At 59.0% G+C, this 18,527-nt stretch carries 16 protein-coding genes and 1 pseudogene; 15 read left to right on the top strand and 2 right to left on the bottom strand.

The window, feature by feature from the left end:
• The 14 genes and pseudogenes from tssI to ACB037_RS07565 form a co-directional block, all read left to right on the top strand.
• A partial coding sequence (tssI, locus tag ACB037_RS07500) for a type VI secretion system tip protein TssI/VgrG (protein ID WP_371175121.1) occupies nt 1-1,642 on the top strand: 1,642 nt, incomplete at its 5' end.
• A gap of 9 nt (nt 1,643-1,651) precedes the next feature.
• On the top strand, nt 1,652-4,168 hold the full coding sequence (locus tag ACB037_RS07505) for a glycoside hydrolase family 19 protein (protein WP_371175122.1): 2,517 nt from the start codon (nt 1,652-1,654) through the stop codon (nt 4,166-4,168).
• Complete coding sequence (locus ACB037_RS07510; RefSeq protein ID WP_151028074.1) at nt 4,153-4,878, top strand: hypothetical protein; 726 nt, start codon at nt 4,153-4,155, stop codon at nt 4,876-4,878. The genes ACB037_RS07505 and ACB037_RS07510 overlap by 16 nt, the downstream gene beginning before the upstream one ends.
• Nucleotides 4,879-5,594: 716 nt before the next feature.
• Nucleotides 5,595-6,728, top strand: a complete 1,134-nt coding sequence (hybO, locus tag ACB037_RS07515; RefSeq protein WP_371175123.1) for a hydrogenase 2 small subunit — start codon at nt 5,595-5,597, stop codon at nt 6,726-6,728.
• A gap of 2 nt (nt 6,729-6,730) precedes the next feature.
• On the top strand, nt 6,731-7,768 hold the full coding sequence (gene hybA, locus ACB037_RS07520) for a hydrogenase 2 operon protein HybA (RefSeq protein ID WP_371175124.1): 1,038 nt from the start codon (nt 6,731-6,733) through the stop codon (nt 7,766-7,768).
• On the top strand, nt 7,761-8,948 hold the full coding sequence (hybB, locus tag ACB037_RS07525) for a Ni/Fe-hydrogenase cytochrome b subunit (protein ID WP_371175125.1): 1,188 nt from the start codon (nt 7,761-7,763) through the stop codon (nt 8,946-8,948). The genes hybA and hybB overlap by 8 nt, the downstream gene beginning before the upstream one ends.
• Nucleotides 8,945-10,651: a hydrogenase 2 large subunit gene (gene hybC / locus ACB037_RS07530; protein ID WP_371175126.1), complete on the top strand. Its 1,707-nt coding sequence runs from the start codon at nt 8,945-8,947 to the stop codon at nt 10,649-10,651. Before hybB ends, hybC begins: the two co-directional genes overlap by 4 nt.
• On the top strand, nt 10,648-11,178 hold the full coding sequence (locus ACB037_RS07535) for a HyaD/HybD family hydrogenase maturation endopeptidase (protein WP_371175127.1): 531 nt from the start codon (nt 10,648-10,650) through the stop codon (nt 11,176-11,178). Before hybC ends, ACB037_RS07535 begins: the two co-directional genes overlap by 4 nt.
• A complete protein-coding gene (gene hybE, locus ACB037_RS07540; protein WP_368220075.1) occupies nt 11,160-11,696 on the top strand; it encodes a hydrogenase-2 assembly chaperone in 537 nt (178 codons plus the stop codon). Before ACB037_RS07535 ends, hybE begins: the two co-directional genes overlap by 19 nt.
• Nucleotides 11,697-11,817: 121 nt before the next feature.
• Entirely contained in the window at nt 11,818-13,455 is a 1,638-nt protein-coding gene (locus tag ACB037_RS07545; RefSeq protein ID WP_371175254.1) for an ABC transporter substrate-binding protein, read from the top strand.
• Nucleotides 13,440-14,443: pseudogene (locus ACB037_RS07550) on the top strand (ABC transporter permease). The gene ACB037_RS07545 and the pseudogene ACB037_RS07550 overlap by 16 nt, the downstream one beginning before the upstream one ends.
• The gene (locus tag ACB037_RS07555) at nt 14,433-15,248 is read left to right on the top strand and encodes an ABC transporter permease (protein WP_371175128.1); all 816 of its coding nucleotides are present in this window, start codon (nt 14,433-14,435) and stop codon (nt 15,246-15,248) included. Before ACB037_RS07550 ends, ACB037_RS07555 begins: the two are co-directional and overlap by 11 nt.
• Nucleotides 15,242-16,030, top strand: coding sequence for an ATP-binding cassette domain-containing protein (locus ACB037_RS07560; RefSeq protein WP_323926047.1), 789 nt, complete (start codon nt 15,242-15,244; stop codon nt 16,028-16,030). The genes ACB037_RS07555 and ACB037_RS07560 overlap by 7 nt, the downstream gene beginning before the upstream one ends.
• Entirely contained in the window at nt 16,030-16,671 is a 642-nt protein-coding gene (locus tag ACB037_RS07565) for an ATP-binding cassette domain-containing protein (protein WP_371175129.1), read from the top strand. The genes ACB037_RS07560 and ACB037_RS07565 overlap by 1 nt, the downstream gene beginning before the upstream one ends.
• A gap of 339 nt (nt 16,672-17,010) precedes the next feature.
• Here the strand turns inward: ACB037_RS07565 and hypB are convergent, their stop codons facing one another.
• Nucleotides 17,011-17,883 (bottom strand): hydrogenase nickel incorporation protein HypB, encoded by an 873-nt coding sequence (hypB, locus tag ACB037_RS07570; protein ID WP_371175255.1) that lies wholly within the window; start codon nt 17,881-17,883, stop codon nt 17,011-17,013.
• Between hypB and ACB037_RS07575 the strand changes: the two genes are divergently transcribed.
• Nucleotides 17,770-18,144 carry a hypothetical protein gene (locus ACB037_RS07575; protein ID WP_319873508.1) on the top strand — a complete coding sequence of 125 codons (375 nt, stop codon included), beginning with the start codon at nt 17,770-17,772 and terminating at the stop codon, nt 18,142-18,144. The genes hypB and ACB037_RS07575 overlap by 114 nt on opposite strands.
• Here the strand turns inward: ACB037_RS07575 and hypA are convergent.
• On the bottom strand, nt 18,122-18,463 hold the full coding sequence (gene hypA / locus ACB037_RS07580; RefSeq protein ID WP_319873465.1) for a hydrogenase maturation nickel metallochaperone HypA: 342 nt from the start codon (nt 18,461-18,463) through the stop codon (nt 18,122-18,124). The genes ACB037_RS07575 and hypA overlap by 23 nt on opposite strands.
• Between the last annotated feature and the right edge of the window lie 64 nt (nt 18,464-18,527).

Below are 18,527 nucleotides of genomic sequence, written 5' to 3' on the forward strand. Positions count from 1 at the left end.
TGCCCTCAAAAACGAGCACGCCAAGCGGGAATACTGCGTTCAGTACCGGGAAACCGACCTCGATTTCGTGAACCGCCTCGCCGCCGAAGAGGGGATGTTCTACTTCCACGAATTCGAGCAGGGCAAGCACCGCATCGTGTTTGCTGACGACGCGGCTGCCCTGACGGCCGGCCCCGAGCTCTTCTTCAACCTCGGCAACCGCTCGCTGGAACAAGGGCCCTATGTGCGCCAGTTTCACTATCGGGAGGCAGTGCGCCCGTCGGATGTGGAGCTCAAGGACTACAGCTTCAAGACCCCCGCTTATGGTCTCTCTCACAAGAAGCAGGGCACAGAGCTCGAGCACCAACGGGATACCTACCAGCACTTCGACTATCCGGGCCGCTACAAAGCGGACCCGAGCGGTAAGGCCTTTGCCCGGCACCGGCTGGATGCGCTGCGCAATGACGCGGTGGCGGGCCAGGCTAAGTCCAACTGCGCCGCCTTGCTGCCGGGGCAGAGCTTCTCGCTCACCGAACACCCCAACGGCAGCCTCAACACCGACTGGCAAGTGGTGCGCATCCAGCACACCGGCTTGCAGCCGCAGGCGCTGGAGGAGGAGGGGGGGAGCGGCCCCACCATCTATCACAACGAATTCGGGGTGGTGAAAGCGAGCACCACCTGGCGGGCACGCATTGGCAGCCCGGAGGCCCCTCACAAGCCGATGGTGGACGGCCCGCAAATCGCCATGGTGGTGGGCCCCGACGGTGAGGAGATTTACTGCGACGAACATGGCCGGGTGAAGCTGCAGTTCCCGTGGGACCGCTACGGCAGCTCCAACGACCAGAGCTCCTGCTGGGTGCGCGTATCCCAGGGCTGGGCCGGCGGTCAGTACGGCATGATGGCCATCCCGCGCATCGGCCACGAGGTCATCGTGAGCTTTTTGGAAGGGGACCCCGACCAGCCCATCGTGACTGGTCGCACTTATCACGCCACCAACCGGCCGCCCTACGAGTTGCCAGCCAACAAGACCCGCACCGTGCTGCGCACCGAGACCCACCAAGGCGAGGGCTTCAACGAGTTGCGTTTCGAAGACCAGGCTGGCAAGGAAGAGATTTATATCCACGGTCAGAAAGACCTGAACGTGCTTATCGAGAACGATGCGGCGTGGCACATCAAGCACGACGAACACAGGGACATCGACAATGAGCGGGTGACCCGCATCAAGGCCAATGACCACCTGACGGTGGAGGGTGAGAAGCGCGACCAGATAAAAGCCGATTACTCGCTGACGGTGGATGCCAGCCTGCACCAGAAGTTGGGGCAGTCCCTGCTGGTGGAAGCTGGGCAGGAAGTGCATATCAAGGTGGGGGACAAGCTGGTGCTGGAGGCGGGCTCCGAGATCACCCTCAAGGGGGGCGGCAGCTTTGTCAAAGTGGACCCGAGCGGCGTCAAGCTGGTGGGCCCCGCCATCAAGCTCAACGCCGGCGGCAGCGCAGGGTCTGGATCTGGCTGGGGTGGCAAGGCTCCCGTGGTGCCCAAGGGGGTAGAAGTGGTCAAGGCTCCCGAACTGGTCGAGCTGGTCAAGGCCATCCCCACCGAGAAGGCGATGGAGGCGCTCTTGAAAGAAGAGAAGCCCGGCGCGTTCTACCTCTTTTCTGAATAAGGAAACAGCATGAAGTTTGCATTTCCCATCCTCACTGCCAAAGGGGAAGAGTTCAAAGATGCCAAAGCATTGACTGCGCTGATCAATGGCGAGCAATCGGGTCACTATCTTCTTGGCAATCATAACAAATGGCATGGTGGCATTCATATCAGCGACAAGAGTGCCCCTTGGTGCAAGGATAAGTATCCTGTCAGAGCCATGGCTGATGGCAAGGTGGTGGCCTTCCGGATGATGAAGGATTACCTGACCTCTGAATTTCAGGGGGAGTCCTTGCGTTATTCCAACTGCTTCTGCCTGGTACAGCATGAATATTGTGAAGTGAATGCAGAGACTAAGGCGAAAAATGAGTTCACCTTCTACTCGCTCTATATGCATCTGCTGCCTTGGGATCAGTACCAAAGCACCGAGAAGCTGGTACTGAAGAAGGGGTGGAATGCGCGCAATTCCGTTCCACATGCCAATCCCGATGCCGAGCAGCAGCGTGTTAATGCCGCCTTGCCGCGCTTCACGCTACCTAAAGATACCGAACTGGAAATGGACAGCAGTGTACCATCCCAAAAGGGGAATGTCGGGGGCAAGGTGTATGACTTCATCAAGGTGATCATCAAGAGTCAGCTGTCCAATACCCAGATGAAAGAGGCTGAGAAGGCCGGTGTTGTGGTCAGTCAAGGGAGTTCGGTCTGGATCGCCAATAGTCCGGCCGCTGTTGAGGTGATTAAACCCAACCTGCCTACCTGGCTATTCGATCAGATAGAGGCGGAACTGCTGACTAATATGGTTGGCCGTGCGGATCCTGGAGTTGATGGGTCTACAGGTCGTCCGGTGGTGGGAAAGAAAAGTGTTTCTCTGCCTGCCGGTACCAAGTTGCAGTATGATGCACACCAACTCGAATTCCATTGGGATGGTGACAAGGCGCACAAGATGGCCAGATGCAAATATGTGACACCGAGTGTGGACGGTGTGCCAAGTAGTTGTGGTGTCGCCTGGGTATGCGTCGAAGACAAATATATCGAGGCAAATACGCTTCCTCCCTCCCATCTTGGCGAACTCTATGTGTTGCCATCTCCCGTGGCCATTGCCGCAGGTGAGACCATCGGCTATCTCGGCTTGGTGGAAACGCCAGGCTCTCTGATTGGAGGCAAAAAGAGTAAGCATCAAGTTCATCTTGAGGTGTTCACCCAGGATCCCAGACTGGACGATGTATTGGCCAACAAAGCGGGAACAAAAGGTGGTGCCACCTATGCCAAGGTCCCGGCGGGACTCATCTTGCACGAGAAGAAAAAGCAGGATGGTAAAGATCTCTGGGTGGCAACCGGTGATAAGAGTCTGGAAGCGCTGGTTGAATCACCAAAGTTTGAAAAAGATGCCGCCAAGCAGGAGTGGGTCAGCATTTCGTCAGGAAAATATGTCAAGAAAGAGCAAGTGGAGCTATTGAGCCAGCATGACTGGCTTAAGATTGGCTTTAAAAAGGTCGATGGTTCAGGATCAGATGGTTATCTGGACCCGGATGCGCCGCCTACTTTCTTTACCGAATTGGTAAACAGTTTCGATACCGACAAGAGCGGTGAACTTAGCAGTGAAGAGATACAGACCGCGCTGCAAAATAGCAGCAATGCAGAGCAACTTCACAAGCTTATCGTCAAGCATCCCAGCGAGTGGTATGAAAAATCGTCGGCCAGCAGTTATCTGTGGCTGGAAAAACTGATGGCTAAAATTGGCTTGCCTGATTTTGACCTGCTGGTGGATCACGAGAAACAGCGTATCGATAAGCTGGAGTGGATGCAGAGTGCAGCCAAGTTAAAATTTAATGGAGAGGTTTCACATCTATATCCATTATCCATAATAATAAAGCCTATGGTTTCGGAGCATATAATTACTACTGAGTTAATAGAGCTATTACTTGGTCACAAAAATGACTGGTTTACTGGTGAAAGGGGCGGCAAGGCTTTTGCAAGCAAGTTTAAAAAAGACTATCCTAATGTATACAAATATAATAAGACTGATTTTGTTGCACTTCTTAATGAAATGCTTTTTAAATACGAAATTAATGGTCCTTATCATAGAGCCCACTTCCTATCACAATGCTTGCATGAGTCAGCTCATCTAGATACTACATTGGAATTTGGCTCTGGAGTTAATTATGATCCTGGCCGACATGCAGATGCAGAGAAGAACGGAAACACCAAAATAGGTGATGGTCCAACCTATAGAGGGCGAGGTCTGATTCAATTGACTTGGAAAAATAATTATATACGCTTCTCTAAACATTCTGGTGTGGACTGTGTCAACGACTCGTCATTGGTGGCTGCTAGTATGGCAAATGCAATAGAAGCATCATGCTGGTATTGGCGTTTTAACGGTGCTGTTCATAAAAAATTTGATGCAAAGGGTGATATAAACATCTTAGTTGACAATGACAGAGATAATGTAAAATTAATTACTTTGGCTGTAAATGGTGGTGACAATGGATTGTTGGATAGAATGAAATATTTTAATCTTATAAAGACAGAGTGGGGGCTGAATTAATGGCGGCTAGAAATGTTGCATTGTTGTTTTGTTTGTTTTTAGTTAGCGTAAGCTTTCCTGTTTACGCAGAGGATTGCAATGCACAGTCATGCAAAGGTTTTATCACTCCACCTTTAGTGAAAACACTTTTGAATGATGGGTATGAAAAAATTGAAATAAAGAAGATATTTGATTTAGAGTATTTATTTGTGACAACCTCACACGATGTAAATCAGTGCTCCATTATATTTAAAATCGTACATGGAAAGATAGAGGATACTCCATCTGCTGGCGTTGATGGGAAATTATGTAATATATCACTTCATGATAAATATGTAGTGAGCTCTTGGAGAGATAAGGGTGAGTGGAATGATGATGTTTATATGATAATTCAAGATAAATGGACGTTACTTTTTAGGGATGCATGTGTCGGATGTCAACAAGTAAAGAGAATTTATAAAAAAGATGGAAAAAACAACCACACCGTTCTTCTTAGTGATGGTAGCGACTTTTTATCTCGAGAACCATTAAATGGGATTGTTGAAGAATCAAAAGTTCATCTTTATAGTGGACCTAAGGAGAGCGAAGTTCTTAAAGCATATTTAATTAGAGGTGATGAGTTCATTCTTTCTGACATGTCTGATGATGGAATGTTTTATAAAATAATATACAAAACCCCATCAGGAGGGAAAAATTATTGGATAAAATCTGATAGCTTTTCACTGAAATAGTGTCATTGCTTTTAATAGGTTTGGTAATAGATGTCGGATGGTAGTGAGTTATTTTCAGAGCTATGACTCATTGCATTAATGTGCTATCAGTATAGGTATTATTTAGCACCGGTTTCAGCCGGTGTTTTCTTGTGTCATCATCAGAAAACGTGATCGCCATTCTTCCGGATAGTTGGTTGGAGGGGGAGGAGGCTCTGGCTTGGGAGGCCTGCCTTGTCTGTACAATGAAAGCAGGTTTCGTATGAGGCACAAACGTTTCTGCTGGTGATTCAGCCACTTTCTGTAGTCCTTGAGCTTGGCTATTAAAGTACCGCGCTTGATTAATTTATTTCTGTTTTGGCAAGAGATGAAGGACTGACTGGTGGCGTTATGTACGCTGCAACACCTATTGATGAAGATGAGATGCTGGAATAACAGGGCCGAAAAATAAATTCTGTGACAATGCTTTAATTTTTATAATTTCATGCCGAAAACAAAGACGTAATTTATATGGTGTTAATTAGGTCTTTCTTGAAATACCTCTTTGTGGGTGTTTTTGGGGCTCAGCAAATAATAAATGCATGTGGCATATAGCTTTTTTAATTTCACTCTCCAGTCCAACAGAGGCATTAATAGGGTTCGACTTGATGGAGATCAACATAAAGGGGGAAGGGGAGGCATAGCATTCCCGCAATTAAGCATTTGTCAAACAATGCTCACTGACGGGAATAAGAAGAATGGTCGAGGATACTTTTTTATCGGCTCATGGAATTAATCGCCGTGACTTTATGAAGCTTTGCGCCGGGATGGCCGCAACCCTGGGATTAAGCCAGCATGCCGTGGCCAAGATGGCCACCGCGCTCACCAGCCCCGAGCGGCCACCGGTGATCTGGATAGGGGCGCAGGAGTGTACCGGTTGCACCGAATCGCTGTTGCGCGCCACCCACCCCACCATCGAGAACCTGATCCTCAACACCATTTCGCTGGAGTACCACGAGGTGCTCTCGGCGGCCTTCGGCCATCAGGCCGAAGAGAACAAGCACAATGCCATCGAACGCTACAAGGGCAAGTATGTGCTGGTGGTGGACGGCTCCATCCCGCTTAAAGATGGCGGCATCTACTGCATGGTGGCTGGCGAGCCCATCGTCGACCATATTCGCCGCGCCGCCAGTGACGCGGCCGCCGTCATCGCCATCGGTTCCTGCGCCGCCTGGGGTGGGGTGCCCGCCAGCGGCGGCAACCCGACCGGCGCCGTCAGCCTGGAAGAGGCTCTCGGCAACCTCGGCACGCCGATTATCAATATCCCGGGCTGTCCGCCCAACCCCCACAACTTCCTCACCACGGTCGCCTACTACATCACCTACGGCAAGCTGCCGGCGCTCGATGCCAAGAAGCGGCCGCTGTTTGCCTATGAGCGGCTCATCCACGAAAACTGCGAGCGCCGCCCGCACTTCGACGCCGGCCGCTTCGCCAAGGAGTTTGGCGACGAGGGCCACCGTCAGGGCTGGTGTCTCTATCACCTGGGCTGCAAGGGGCCGGAGACCTACGGCAACTGCTCGACCCTGGAGTTCTGCGACGTGGGCGGCGGCATCTGGCCGGTGGGCATAGGCCATCCCTGCTACGGCTGCAACGAGCAGGGGGTGGGGTTCAGCAAGGGGATCTTCCAGCTCGCCAAGGTGGAAAATCCGACCCCCAGGGTGGAGAAACCCGACGTGGCTATTCAGGAGGGGGGGCATATCTCGCCCACCGCCACCGGCCTTATCGGGGGCGCGCTCGGGGTGCTGGTCGGGGTGAGTCTGATGACGGTGCGCGAGCTCGGTCGCCAGCAGAAGCGCCATGAAGCCGGGCAGCACACCTCACGGGAGGAGTGACCGTGAACAGACGCAACTTCCTCAAATTCGCCTCCGTCGGTGCGCTGGCGGCGGGCACCACCGTCTCCGGCACCGCGCTGGCGGCGGCCGAGAACAAGCCGCTCATTCCCGGCGCACTCGGCATGCTCTACGACTCCACCCTCTGCATCGGCTGCCAGGCCTGTGTGGCGGAGTGTCAGCGCCTCAACGGCAACCCGGCCAATCCGGCCGGGGAAGCGACCTGGTCCAACAACGACAAGCTGAGCCCCTACACCAACAACATCATTCAGGTGTGGAAGAACGGCACGGGTGAGCACAAGGATCAGCTGGTGGATGGCTATGCCTACATCAAGAAGCAGTGCATGCACTGTGTCGATCCCAACTGCGTCTCCGTCTGCCCTGTGCAGGCGCTGACCAAGGATCCCAAGACCGGCATCGTCCATTACGACCCGGACGTCTGCACCGGCTGCCGTTACTGCATGGTGGGCTGCCCGTTCGACGTGCCCAAATATGACTACGACAACCCGTTCGGGGCGATCCACAAGTGCGAGCTCTGCAACCAGAAAGGGCTTGAGCGCATCGATCAGGGCAAGTTGCCCGGTTGTGTCGAGGTGTGCCCCACCGGCGCCGTCATCTTCGGCACCCGCGAGGCGCTGATGGCAGAAGCCAGGCGTCGCCTGCTGGCCACCCCGGGCAGCGAATATGCCTACCCGCGCCAGACCCTCAAGGCCAACGACCCCTACCTGCACGAAGTGCCCAACTACCAGCCTTACGTCTATGGCGAGAAGGAGGGGGGCGGCACCCAGGTGCTGGTGCTGGCCGGGGTGCCCTATACCAAGCTCGACATGCCCGATCTGCCGGAGCTCTCCTCCGGTGCCCGCTCGGAGCATATCCAGCACACCCTCTACAAGGGGATGGTGCTGCCGCTGGTGGTGCTGACCGGGCTCTCGGTACTCATTCGCCGCAATGCCAAGCAGCATGGCGGGGGAGAGGGGGATGATGCCAGCCATGGCCAGAGCAAGGGTCATGACCAGAATACGGGAGGCAAGGACCATGAGTAATCACAAGGCACATCCGCTGGGGGGCAGGCTGGTCAGCTGGCCTGTGCTGGTGCTGGCCCCCTTTGCCGTGCTGTGCGGCATGTTGATTTTAAAACGCCTCGTCTTCGGGCTGGGTTCGGTCACCGATCTGAATGGCGGTTATCCCTGGGGACTCTGGATCTCGTTCGATCTATTGATCGGTACCGGTTTCGCCTGCGGCGGCTGGGCACTGGCCTGGGCTGTCTATGTGTTCAACCGGGGCGAGTATCACCCCCTGGTGCGACCGGCCCTGTTGGCGAGCCTGTTCGGCTACTCGCTGGGCGGCCTCTCCATCACCATCGACGTGGGGCGTTACTGGAACCTGCCGTACTTCTACCTGCCCGGTCACTTCAACACCTCCTCGGTGCTGTTCGAGACGGCGGTCTGCATGACCATCTATATCGGGGTGATGGCGCTGGAGTTTGCGCCCGTGCTGCTGGAGAAGTTCGGCTGGAAGGCGTCACTCATTCGCCTCAACAAGATCATGTTCTTCGTGCTGGCGCTGGGGGCTCTGCTGCCCACCATGCACCAGTCCTCGATGGGCTCGTTGATGATCGTAGCGGGGGAGAAGATCCATCCACTCTGGCAAAGCTACGAGTTGCTGCCGGTCTTTTCGCTTCTGACCGCCTTCATCATGGGCTTCTCCATCGTGGTGTTTGAAGGCTCCCTGGTGCAGGCAGGGCTGGCGGGGCGCGGCCCCAACGAGAAGTCGCTCTTCTACAAGCTGACCCAGGTGATCGACATCTTCCTGATCCTGTTCGTGGCGCTGCGCTTTGCCGAGATCGTCATCAACGACAAGTCGGAGTACCTCTCCCAGTGGAATCGCTACGCCTTGATGTTCTGGAGCGAGATCGCGCTGATGATCTTCCCGCTGCTGGTGTTCCATTGGGACAAGAGCCGCCGCGATTCGCGCATGCTCTTTCTGGGGGCTCTCAGCATGCTGCTGGGCGCAGCCCTCTGGCGACTGGATTACTCCCTGCTCGCCTTCAACCCCGGCAATGGCTACCACTACTTCCCCTCCGCGGCGGAAGTGCTGATCTCCTTGGGCTTCGTCGCCATCGAGGTGTGTGCCTATTTGCTGCTGATCCGGCTGCTGCCGGTACTGCCATCACTTGAACGTGTTCACCAAGATTATCAGGCCCGAGGGAAAGCCAACGTATGAGCCAACGTATCACCATAGACCCCATCACCCGCATCGAGGGTCACCTGCGTATCGACTGTGAAATCGAAGGCGGCGTCGTCACCAAGGCCTGGTCGTCCGGCACCATGTGGCGCGGGATGGAGGAGATCGTCAAGGGCAACGACCCGCGCGATGCCTGGATGATAGTGCAGCGCATCTGCGGGGTGTGCACCTCCATTCACGCCATCGCCTCGGTGCGGGCGGTGGAGAACGCCATCGGCGCCAAGGTGCCGGTCAATGCCCAGTTTATCCGCAACCTCATCATCGCGGCCCACAACATCCACGATCACATCGTCCACTTCTATCAGCTCTCCGCGCTGGACTGGGTGGACATCACCGCGGCCCTTGAGGCAAACCCGCAGAAGGCGGCCGACCTGCTCAAGGGGGTATCGACCTGGTCCCTCAACAGCGTCGACGAGCTGACCAAGGTGCAGGAGAAGATCCGCGCCCTGGTGGCGAGCGGCCAGCTCGGCATCTTCGCCAACGGCTACTGGGGCCACAAGGCGATGAAGCTGAGCCCGGAGGTGAACCTCATCGCCGTGGCTCACTATCTGCAGGCGCTGGAGTGCCAGCGCGATGCCAACCGCATCGTCGCCATTTTGGGCGGCAAGACCCCCCACATTCAGAATCTGGCGGTGGGCGGGGTGGCCAACCCCATCAACCTGGATGCACCGAGCGTGCTCAACCTCGAGCGGCTGCTCTACGTGAAGAGCTTTATCGACCGGCTCGGCGAGTTCATCGAGCAGGTCTACAAGGTGGATGCCGCCATCATCGCTGCCCACTACCCCGAGTGGCTGAACCTGGGGCAGGGGGCCAAGCACTACCTGAGCGTGCCGGAGCTGCCCACCGACGGTGACGGCGGCAGCTTCCTGATGCCCGGTGGCTACATCGAGAACGGCGATCTGGCCGGCTATCGCCCCATCGAGAGCCATCAGGATGCGTGGCTGATGGATGGCATTGCCGAGAGCAACAAGCACGCCTGGTACAAGGATGACGCCCCCCTCAAGCCCTGGGAGGGCAAGACTGAGCCCGACTACACCGGCTGGCAGGATGACGGCAAGTACTCCTGGGTCAAATCCCCCACCTTCTACGGCAAGGTGGTGGAGGTGGGGCCCCTCGCAGACCTCCTGGTGAAGCTGGCCGCCAAGCACCCCGGGACTGTGGCGCACTTCGATCAGCTGAATGGCATCTACAAGGCACTGACCGGCTCGGCCATCAAGACCGAACAGCTGCACTCCACCCTGGGCCGCATCATCGGCCGCGCGGTGCGCTGCTGCGTGCTCAAAGATACCCTGTCTCACCAGTGGCAGGCGCTGGTGGACAACATCGGCAAGGGGGATTCCAGCGCCTACATCAAGACCGAGATCCCGGCGGACAAGGAGTTTCGCGGGGTGGGCTTTGAAGAGGCGCCGCGCGGTATGCTCTCCCACTGGGTAGTCATCAAGGGTGGCAAGATCGAGAACTATCAGGCGGTGGTGCCGTCGACCTGGAACTCGGGCCCGCGCAACTTCAACGACGAGCCCGGCCCCTACGAGCAATCCCTGGTAGGCACCCCGGTGGCGGATCCCGGCAAGCCGCTGGAGGTGGTGCGCACCATCCACTCGTTCGATCCCTGCATGTCCTGCGCGGTGCACGTGGTGGATACCCAGAGTGGTGAAACAACTCAGGTGAAGGTGCTGTTATGAACACCCTGATCCTGGGCGTGGGCAACTTGCTCTTGAGCGATGAGGCCGTCGGCGTGCGCATCGTCGAGGGGCTGGAGCGCGACTACCGCTTCGCCCCTGGCATCGAGCTGCTTGACGGCGGCACCGCTGGCATGGAGCTGCTCGAAGCGATGGCCAGTCGCGACCACATCATACTGGCGGACGCGGTGCGCAGCGGCAATCCGCCGGGCACCGTGGTGACCCTGAAAGATGAAGCGATCCCGACCCTGTTCGGTCGCAAGATCTCCCCCCATCAGCTGGGGCTGGCGGACGTGCTCTCGGCGCTGCACATGACGGGGGAGTCCCCCAGGCGGCTCACCCTGATCGGGGTCGAGCCCGAATCCCTCGAACCCCGCATCGGCCTCACCCCCGTGGTGGCGGCTGCCATGGGGGAGGCGACGGATCGGATCCTGACCCTGCTGGCCAGCCTGGGAGCTCCGGCCATTCCGCTCTTTGAGCAGGAGAAGGCCGAGCGAGCGCGGGAGGGCCTATGGCGCAATCCATTGTGAATGAGGTAGTGAACAAGACAGTGAACGAAGCCGCGACAGAGTCGGCGCAGGAGTTCGCCGGTTTTGCCGCGAATCCCGCGCCATTGCTGGTAGCCCAGTACGAGCGGATCGCGCAGCAAGAGATGCAGGCGCTGCCCTTCTATCACGCCACCATGCCCATAGTCGCAGAGTGCACCCTGTTTGAAGGGCAGTGGCTCGGCTGCGTGCTCACCCCCTGGATGTTGAGCGTGGTAGTGCTGCCGGGGCCGGATCAGCTTTGGCCGGTGCGTGGCAGCCGCGATCGGCTCGCCCTGCAGCTCCCCTGCGGCAACCTGACCTTTATGGTGGGGGCATTGCCCGAGACGGGGCAGTTGCTGGCCTGCTCGCTCATGTCCCCCATCGACCCGCATCTGGGGGCCGACGAGGGGCGGGCGCTGGTGAGCAGCACCCTCAAGATGCTGCTTTCGCTTCCGGTGCAGCAGGGGGAGGGCGGCGTGGATCTGGGGCGCCGACGACTGTTCGGGGGACGAAAGTCCTGAGACCAAGGCGTGCCGACAACCGGGCGCGTCAGTTTGACACAGGGGCCGGCATGGGCCCCTCACTCGCCTCATTGAGGTGGCGTTGCATCTCTGCGAGTGAATCCTGGGAACAAGGATCATGATGAAGATTGAACATGGCCGCATCGATGGCCTGCTTGGTGCGCCAGTCCTGGTGCAGGCACTGCCCCTGCTGGCCCTGCTATCGGGCGGTTTCTCTACCATGGCGCTGGCTGCCCAGCCCGTCCCCGCCGAACTCAAGCTCGCCATCGGAGCCGAACCCACCGAAGGGTTTGACCCGCTGCTTGGCTGGAGCCACGGCAGCTACCTGCTGCTGCACAGTCCGCTGCTCAAGCAAAACGCCGACCTCAGCTGGCAGAATGTGCTCACCCAATCGGTGACTCCGAACCAGGATGGCAAGGGGTGGCTTATCCGCCTCAAGCCGAACCTGACATTCTCCAACGGCGCGCCCCTCACCGCCGAGGATGTGGCCTTCACCTACAACAGCGCAGCCCAGGGGGGCGGCAAGATCGACATGGGCAACTTTGTCTCGGCCAAGGTGCTCTCGCCTACCGAGGTGGCCATCACCCTGAGTGCTCCCCAGAGCACTTTCGTCAACGTGCTGGGATCTTTGGGGATAGTGTCGAAGCGTGATTACGACGCAAAAGCATATGCCCAAAAGCCGGTCGGTGCCGGCCCTTACCGGCTGGTGAGCTTCCTACCCGGTCAACAACTGGTGGTGGAGGCCAACCCCTATTACGCCGGTGGCAACAATGACTTCAAACGGCTGGTGTTCGTCTTTATCGATGAAGAGAGCGCCTACGCCGCGGCCCAGAGCAGCCAGCTCGACCTGGTGCGCATTGCCCCGTCACTGGCGCCTACCGTGCCTGCCTCCCTCAAGCTGTGGGTGCGGCCAAGTGTCGAGAACCGCGGCATCGTCTTCCCCATTCCTGCAGCGAGCAAGCGTGGCGAAGAGGGTAAAAAAGATGCCAAGGGTTATCCCATCGGCAACGACGTGACCTCGGATGTGGCGGTGCGCCGCGCCATCAACTACGCCATCGACCGCAAGCTGCTGGCCGACCAGCTGCTGGAAGGACATGCCATCCCCGCCTACAGCGCGGTAGAAGGCTTGCCCTGGCTGAACAACGCCACCGCCTTCAAGGATGGGGATGCGGCCCACGCCAACGCCCTGCTCGACGAGGCCGGCTGGAAGATGGGCAGTGACGGCATTCGCCACAAGGGCTCCCTGCGCGCCGCCTTTACCCTCTGGTACACCAGTGGCGACAGCACCCGCCGGGATCTGGCGGAAGCGGTGCGGGCCATGCTGGGGCCCATTGGCCTTGAGGTGAGCCTCAAGTCCGGCAGCTGGGAACAGGTGGAGCGGGAGATGCACGCCAATCCGGTGCTGATGGGGTGGGGGAGTCTGGATCCCATGGAGCTCTATCACCACTACCAGAGCGGCTCCGGTGGCGTGGAGTTCTACAATCCGGGCTACTACAGCAACCCTGTGGTGGATAGCCACCTCAAGCAGGCGCTGGATGCCCCGAACTGGCAGGCGGCCGTGCCGTTCTGGCAGCAGGTGGAGTGGGATGGCAAGACCGGCGCCGGAGTGCAGGGAGATGCGGCCTGGGCCTGGCTGCTCAACGTGCAGCACACTTATCTGGCCAATCGCTGCATCGACCTTGGCAAGGGGGCGCCGGAAATCCACGGTAGCTGGTCACTGCTCAACAACCTGCAGGATTGGCGGTGGACGTGCCGTTAAGTTCCCCACTATGATGACTGCCACTCTAAAAGCCCTGCTGCGTCTGGCAGGGCTGTTATGTCTGGTCTCGGTCGCCACCTTTGTGCTGCTGAGTTACTCCCCCATCGACCCCATCAAGGCCTATATCGGCAACGATCTGCTCCATGTGCCGCCGGAGCAGTACGCCCGCATAGCCGCCCGCTGGGGGCTGGATCAGCCGCTCTGGCTGCGCTATTGGCACTGGTTTAGCCAGGTGCTGCAGGGGGATCTCGGTTACTCCATGCTCTACAACGCGCCTGTGGGGGAAGTCATAGGCCAGCGCTTTGCTGCCTCTTTCCTGCTGCTGGCGGGCGCCTGGCTGCTCTCCGGCTTTTTCGGGATTTTGCTGGGCCTCTGCGCCGGTCGCTATCTCAATCACTGGCCCGATCGCCTGATTTGCCGGTTTGCCTATCTGCTCGCCTCCCTGCCCACCTTCTGGGTCGGCCTCTTGCTGCTCGCGCTGTTTGCGGTGCACTGGCCGCTGTTGCCGGTCTGCTGCGCCTGGACGCCGGGCCTCTCCGCCGATGAGGTAGATTGGGTCATGCGAGCACGCCATCTGTTGCTGCCGGTGGCGACCTTGACCCTGCTCGGGTTGGGCAACATCGCCCTGCACACCCGGGCGCGGGTGGCCGAGGTGCTGGAGAGCGACTTTATCCGCTACGCCCGCGCTCAGGGGGATGGCGGCTGGCCCATGCTGCGTTTTCATGTGCTGCGCCACGCCCTGACCCCGGCGCTCTGCCTGCAGTTTGCCTCCCTTGGCGAGCTGATTGGCGGATCGCTCTTGGCAGAGAAGGTCTTCTCCTATCCGGGGCTCGGCCAGGCCACGGTGGATGCGGGGCTGCGAGGGGATATCCCCCTGCTGATGGGAATCGTGCTCTTCTGCACCCTGCTGGTCTTTTTGGGCAACACGGCGGCGCGGGTATTGCTGGCCCGCATCAACCGCGGTTGGGAGGGCGATCATGCTGTTTAATCCGCTTCCCTCCATACTGCGGCTGGTTTTTGCCCTGCTCGGATTGGCGCTACTGGCCACTTACGGCTGGAGCCTCTCTCATCAGGATGTGCCGATGGATCTGCTGGCGCGCCAGCAGCCTCCCTCGCTGACCCACTGGTTCGGCACCGATCAGATGGGGCGGGATCTCTGGTTGCGGGCCTTTCAGGGCACCCTCACCAGTCTGGAACTCGGCATCAGCACGGCGCTCTGTAGCGGGTTGCTGGCCATGGTAGCGGCAAGCGTGTCGCTCATTCACCCCAGATGTGATGCGGCGGTGCGAATGGTGATCGACGCCATGCTGGCGCTGCCCCATATGCTGCTGCTGATCCTTATCTGCTTCACAGTGGGGGGCGGCATGCGCGGGGTGATCCTGGCGGTGGCGCTCACCCACTGGCCCAAGCTGGCGCTCATTCTCTGCGCCGAGGCGCGGCGGATCGTCTGCAGTGACTACGTGGTGCTGGCCCGCTGTCAGGGGATGGGGGCGCTGCGTCGCTGGCGCATCCACTTGCTGCCGGGGCTGTTGCCCCAATGGTTTATCGGCACCTTGCTGATGTTTCCCCATGCGGTGCTGCATAGCGCGGCCTTGAGCTTTCTCGGCTTTGGGCTGGCGGCCCACGAGGCCTCGCTGGGCCTGCTGCTGGCGGATGCCCTGCGTTATCTGGCCGGCGGCGGCTGGTGGCTGGCCCTCTTCCCGGGGCTGATGCTGCTGCTGCTGGTTCTGCTGTTTGATCAGTCTACCCGCGCCTTGCAACAGCTGCTGTGGCACAGGAGTGAACCATGCTGAGTTTTGATCAGGTGACCATAGAGGCGGCCCACTACTCCTGGCTGGGGCGGCGCAGCTGGCAGCCTTTGCTGACCGATATCAGCCTGCAACTGGCGCCCGGCGAAATCGTGGCGCTGGTGGGGGGGAGCGGCGAGGGCAAGAGCCTGCTGCTGCAAAGCGCCCTGACCCTGCTGCCGGACAACCTGCGGATGCGCGGCTCCATCTCTCTTGATGGCACGCCTCTGTGCGACGCCAGCCGGGCCAGACTGCGCGGCCACACCCTCTGCTATGTGCCGCAGGGGGTGAGCGCCCTCAATCCGCTGCTGACGGTGGAGCGCCAGCTGGGACGTGCGGCACGCCTCTGCGGCCAGAGCGGTTCTCGCGAGCGGCTCGGCCAGCAGCTGCTGCGCTACCAGCTGCCAGCTGCCACTCTGGACCGCTATCCGCGCCAGCTCTCCGGCGGCATGGCCAAGCGCATTCTGGCCTGCACCGCGGCCCTTGGCGGCGCCCGCTACATTCTGGCGGACGAGGTCACCGCCTGGCTCGACGAGGGGCTGGCCTGCCAGCTGCTCAGCCAGTTGCGTGAATTGGCCAATCAGGGCAGCGGTATCCTCTGGGTGACCCACGATCTGGCGCTGGCAGCCCGCTTTGCCGATCGCATTGTGGCGCTGCATCAGGGGCAGGTGAGCGACACCCTGAGCTGTCACCATCTGCTCCAGGGGCAGGGGAGCGAGATGCTCCGCGCCCACTGGCAGGCGCTGCCGGAATTCAATGCGCTCTTCTCTGTGCCGGAGGTTTCCTGATGTTGGAAGTACGAAATCTCACTATCGCCCAGGGGGAACGTCCTCTCTGGCAGGGGTTATCGCTGACGGTGAAAGCGGGCGAACGGCTCGGCATCTCTGCGCCGAGTGGCCATGGCAAGACCACGCTGGGGCGGGTATTGGCGAGTTGGCAACCGGTTGGGACCAGCGGGCAGATCCTGCTGGATGGGCAGCCGGTGCCTGAACAGGTAAAAGGTTATAACCCCATCCAGCTGGTGCCCCAGCACCCGGAGCTCACCTTCAATCCCTATCGCACCACCGGGCAGGCGCTCTGGGATGTGTGGCGCCCCGATGACGCCATGCTGGCCCGCTTTATGGTCAAGCCTGGATGGCTTGGTCGTAAACCCGGCCAGCTCTCCGGTGGCGAGTTGGCCCGCATCGCGCTGCTGCGTGCCCTCGATCCCCGCACTCGGCTGCTGATTGCCGACGAGGTGACCGCCCAGCTGGATCCGCAGATTCAGCGCCAGCTCTGGCGGGAGTTGATGGTTGAATGCGAGCAGCGCGGGCTTGGCATGGTCATCTTCAGTCACCAGCAGGCATTATTGCGCCAGATCTGTCATCGGGTGCTGCGCTTTGGTGAGATGCAGCCCGAATCTGGGGAGCTGACCGAAAGCGCGGCTTGAAAGGTGGTTCCCCCTCATCCCCAACCCTTCTCCCGCAAGGGGAGAAGGGAGCAGAAGGTGCCATTTCGCCAGGCTCGGGGTTTAGGGTTTGGAGAACCTCTGGGTTTGAAAATATGGCTGGTTGTTATGCTCGAAGCGCCCCCTGAGAGGGTTGAGGGAGTCGTATAGTCGCGACATCCACGAACCGGTTCCCTCTCCCTGGGGAGAGGGCCAGGGTGAGGGGACGTGAGTATGAGTCGCTGGCCATTCTGTACAGAGAGGATCGTTGGCAAAGCGCGCAGATAAAAGAGAGGGAGGCATCAGCCTCCCTCCTACCGTTATCAGCGGTGTTTAACCGGTTCAGGCACTGGCCAGCCAGTTGAGCCAGGCATCCATCCCTTCGCCTGTAGTGGCGCTGACCTGGATCACCTGAATATAGGGGTTGACCCGTTTGGCGTTCTCGATGCAACGGGCCACATCAAAGCTGACGTAGGGCAGCAGATCGATTTTGTTGATCACCATCAGCTGGGCGGCGGCGAACATGTCCGGGTACTTGAGGGGCTTCTCTTCCCCCTCGGTGACGGAGAGGATCGCCACCTTGTACTTCTCGCCGAGATCGAAGCTGGCGGGGCAGACCAGATTGCCGACGTTTTCGATAAAGAGGATGCCTCCTTCATTGGCGGGCAGCTGGTGGCAGGCGTCGTGGACCATTTTGGCGTCCAGATGGCAGCCCTTGCCGGTGTTGATCTGCACGGCAGGGACACCGGTGGCACGGATGCGATCCGCATCGGCACTGGTCTGCTGATCCCCTTCGATCACCGCGCAGGGGCGCTTGTCGGCCAGCTGGCGCAGGGTTTCGCACAGCAAAGTGGTTTTGCCTGAACCCGGGCTAGAGACCAGATTGAGCACCAGCTGGTCGGCAGCTGTGAAGTGCTCGCGGTTGTGGGCGGCCAGCGCATTGTTCTTGGCCAGCACATCCATCTCGATGGCGATCAGCTGGCGCTGTCCCATGCCGGGCACCGACAATCCCGCTTCCCCTTTGCCATAGTGCAGATCACCCTGCTGATGGTCATGGTCATGGTCATGGTCATGGTCATGGTCATGGTCATGGCTGTGATCATGGGGATGCGCGTGGGAATGGCCGTGTTCATGAGAGTGGGCATGTTCATGATGAGGGTCGTGGGGGTGATCATGGTGGTGCTCATGGGGGTGATCATGCCCCTCATGGCTTATGGGAGCCCGTACCCCGTGGTAGTGGTGATGGACATCCCCCTGATGGTGGTAGTGGTGGTGAATGATCAGGGTGCGCGGCGCACTCTGCTCGTGGTCATGGTGGTGATGGGCGTCATGAGCATGATGATGGTCGTGTTCATGACCATGTTCATGGTGATGTTCATGTTCGTGATGATGCTCATGATCGTGCTCATGGCCGGCGATCCGCGCCTGGCCGCATCCGCATACGCTACACATATCAACTTACCTCGATGTCGGTGATGCGCAGGCTGTTCCCTAGCGCGACGCGTAATTTGTATCCACCACACTCGGGGCAGGCCTGCCCGCGCTCGGTGAGGGTGACTGTCTTGTTACAGTCGTAACACCAGGCCTCAGCCGCCTGGTGCTGAAAGTGAAGCTGGGCGCCTTGGGCCACGGTGCCCTTGGCGGCGGCCTCGAAACAGAAGGCAATGGTGTCCGGGTCGACGCAGGAGAAGCTGCCGACCTCGAGCCAGAGGGCGGTCACCTTGTTAAAGCCCCGCTGGGTGGCCTGCTCGGCCGCCAGATCGATGGCAGCCATGGCCAGAGACATTTCGTGCATGGTAGCTCCTTAACCGATAGGGGGAGGAGCTGTGACTCCTCCCTGTAATTGACGGAACGGCATG

Origin of the sequence: Aeromonas sp. S19(2024) (assembly GCF_041402625.1) — a bacterium.
Classification (GTDB): domain Bacteria; phylum Pseudomonadota; class Gammaproteobacteria; order Enterobacterales; family Aeromonadaceae; genus Aeromonas; species Aeromonas caviae.

Excerpts from the sequence above, each read along its gene's own strand:
- hybC (WP_371175126.1), top strand. The coding sequence starts at position 8,945 with ATGAGCCAACGTATCACCATAGACCCCATCACCCGCATCGAGGGTCAC.
- hypA (WP_319873465.1), bottom strand. The coding sequence starts at position 18,463 with ATGCACGAAATGTCTCTGGCCATGGCTGCCATCGATCTGGCGGCCGAG.
- ACB037_RS07505 (WP_371175122.1), top strand. The coding sequence starts at position 1,652 with ATGAAGTTTGCATTTCCCATCCTCACTGCCAAAGGGGAAGAGTTCAAA.
- ACB037_RS07535 (WP_371175127.1), top strand. The coding sequence starts at position 10,648 with ATGAACACCCTGATCCTGGGCGTGGGCAACTTGCTCTTGAGCGATGAG.
- ACB037_RS07545 (WP_371175254.1), top strand. The coding sequence starts at position 11,818 with ATGAAGATTGAACATGGCCGCATCGATGGCCTGCTTGGTGCGCCAGTC.
- hybO (WP_371175123.1), top strand. The coding sequence starts at position 5,595 with ATGGTCGAGGATACTTTTTTATCGGCTCATGGAATTAATCGCCGTGAC.
- ACB037_RS07565 (WP_371175129.1), top strand. The coding sequence starts at position 16,030 with ATGTTGGAAGTACGAAATCTCACTATCGCCCAGGGGGAACGTCCTCTC.
- hybB (WP_371175125.1), top strand. The coding sequence starts at position 7,761 with ATGAGTAATCACAAGGCACATCCGCTGGGGGGCAGGCTGGTCAGCTGG.
- ACB037_RS07575 (WP_319873508.1), top strand. The coding sequence starts at position 17,770 with ATGGGGATGCGCGTGGGAATGGCCGTGTTCATGAGAGTGGGCATGTTC.
- hybE (WP_368220075.1), top strand. The coding sequence starts at position 11,160 with ATGGCGCAATCCATTGTGAATGAGGTAGTGAACAAGACAGTGAACGAA.
- ACB037_RS07560 (WP_323926047.1), top strand. The coding sequence starts at position 15,242 with ATGCTGAGTTTTGATCAGGTGACCATAGAGGCGGCCCACTACTCCTGG.
- ACB037_RS07555 (WP_371175128.1), top strand. The coding sequence starts at position 14,433 with ATGCTGTTTAATCCGCTTCCCTCCATACTGCGGCTGGTTTTTGCCCTG.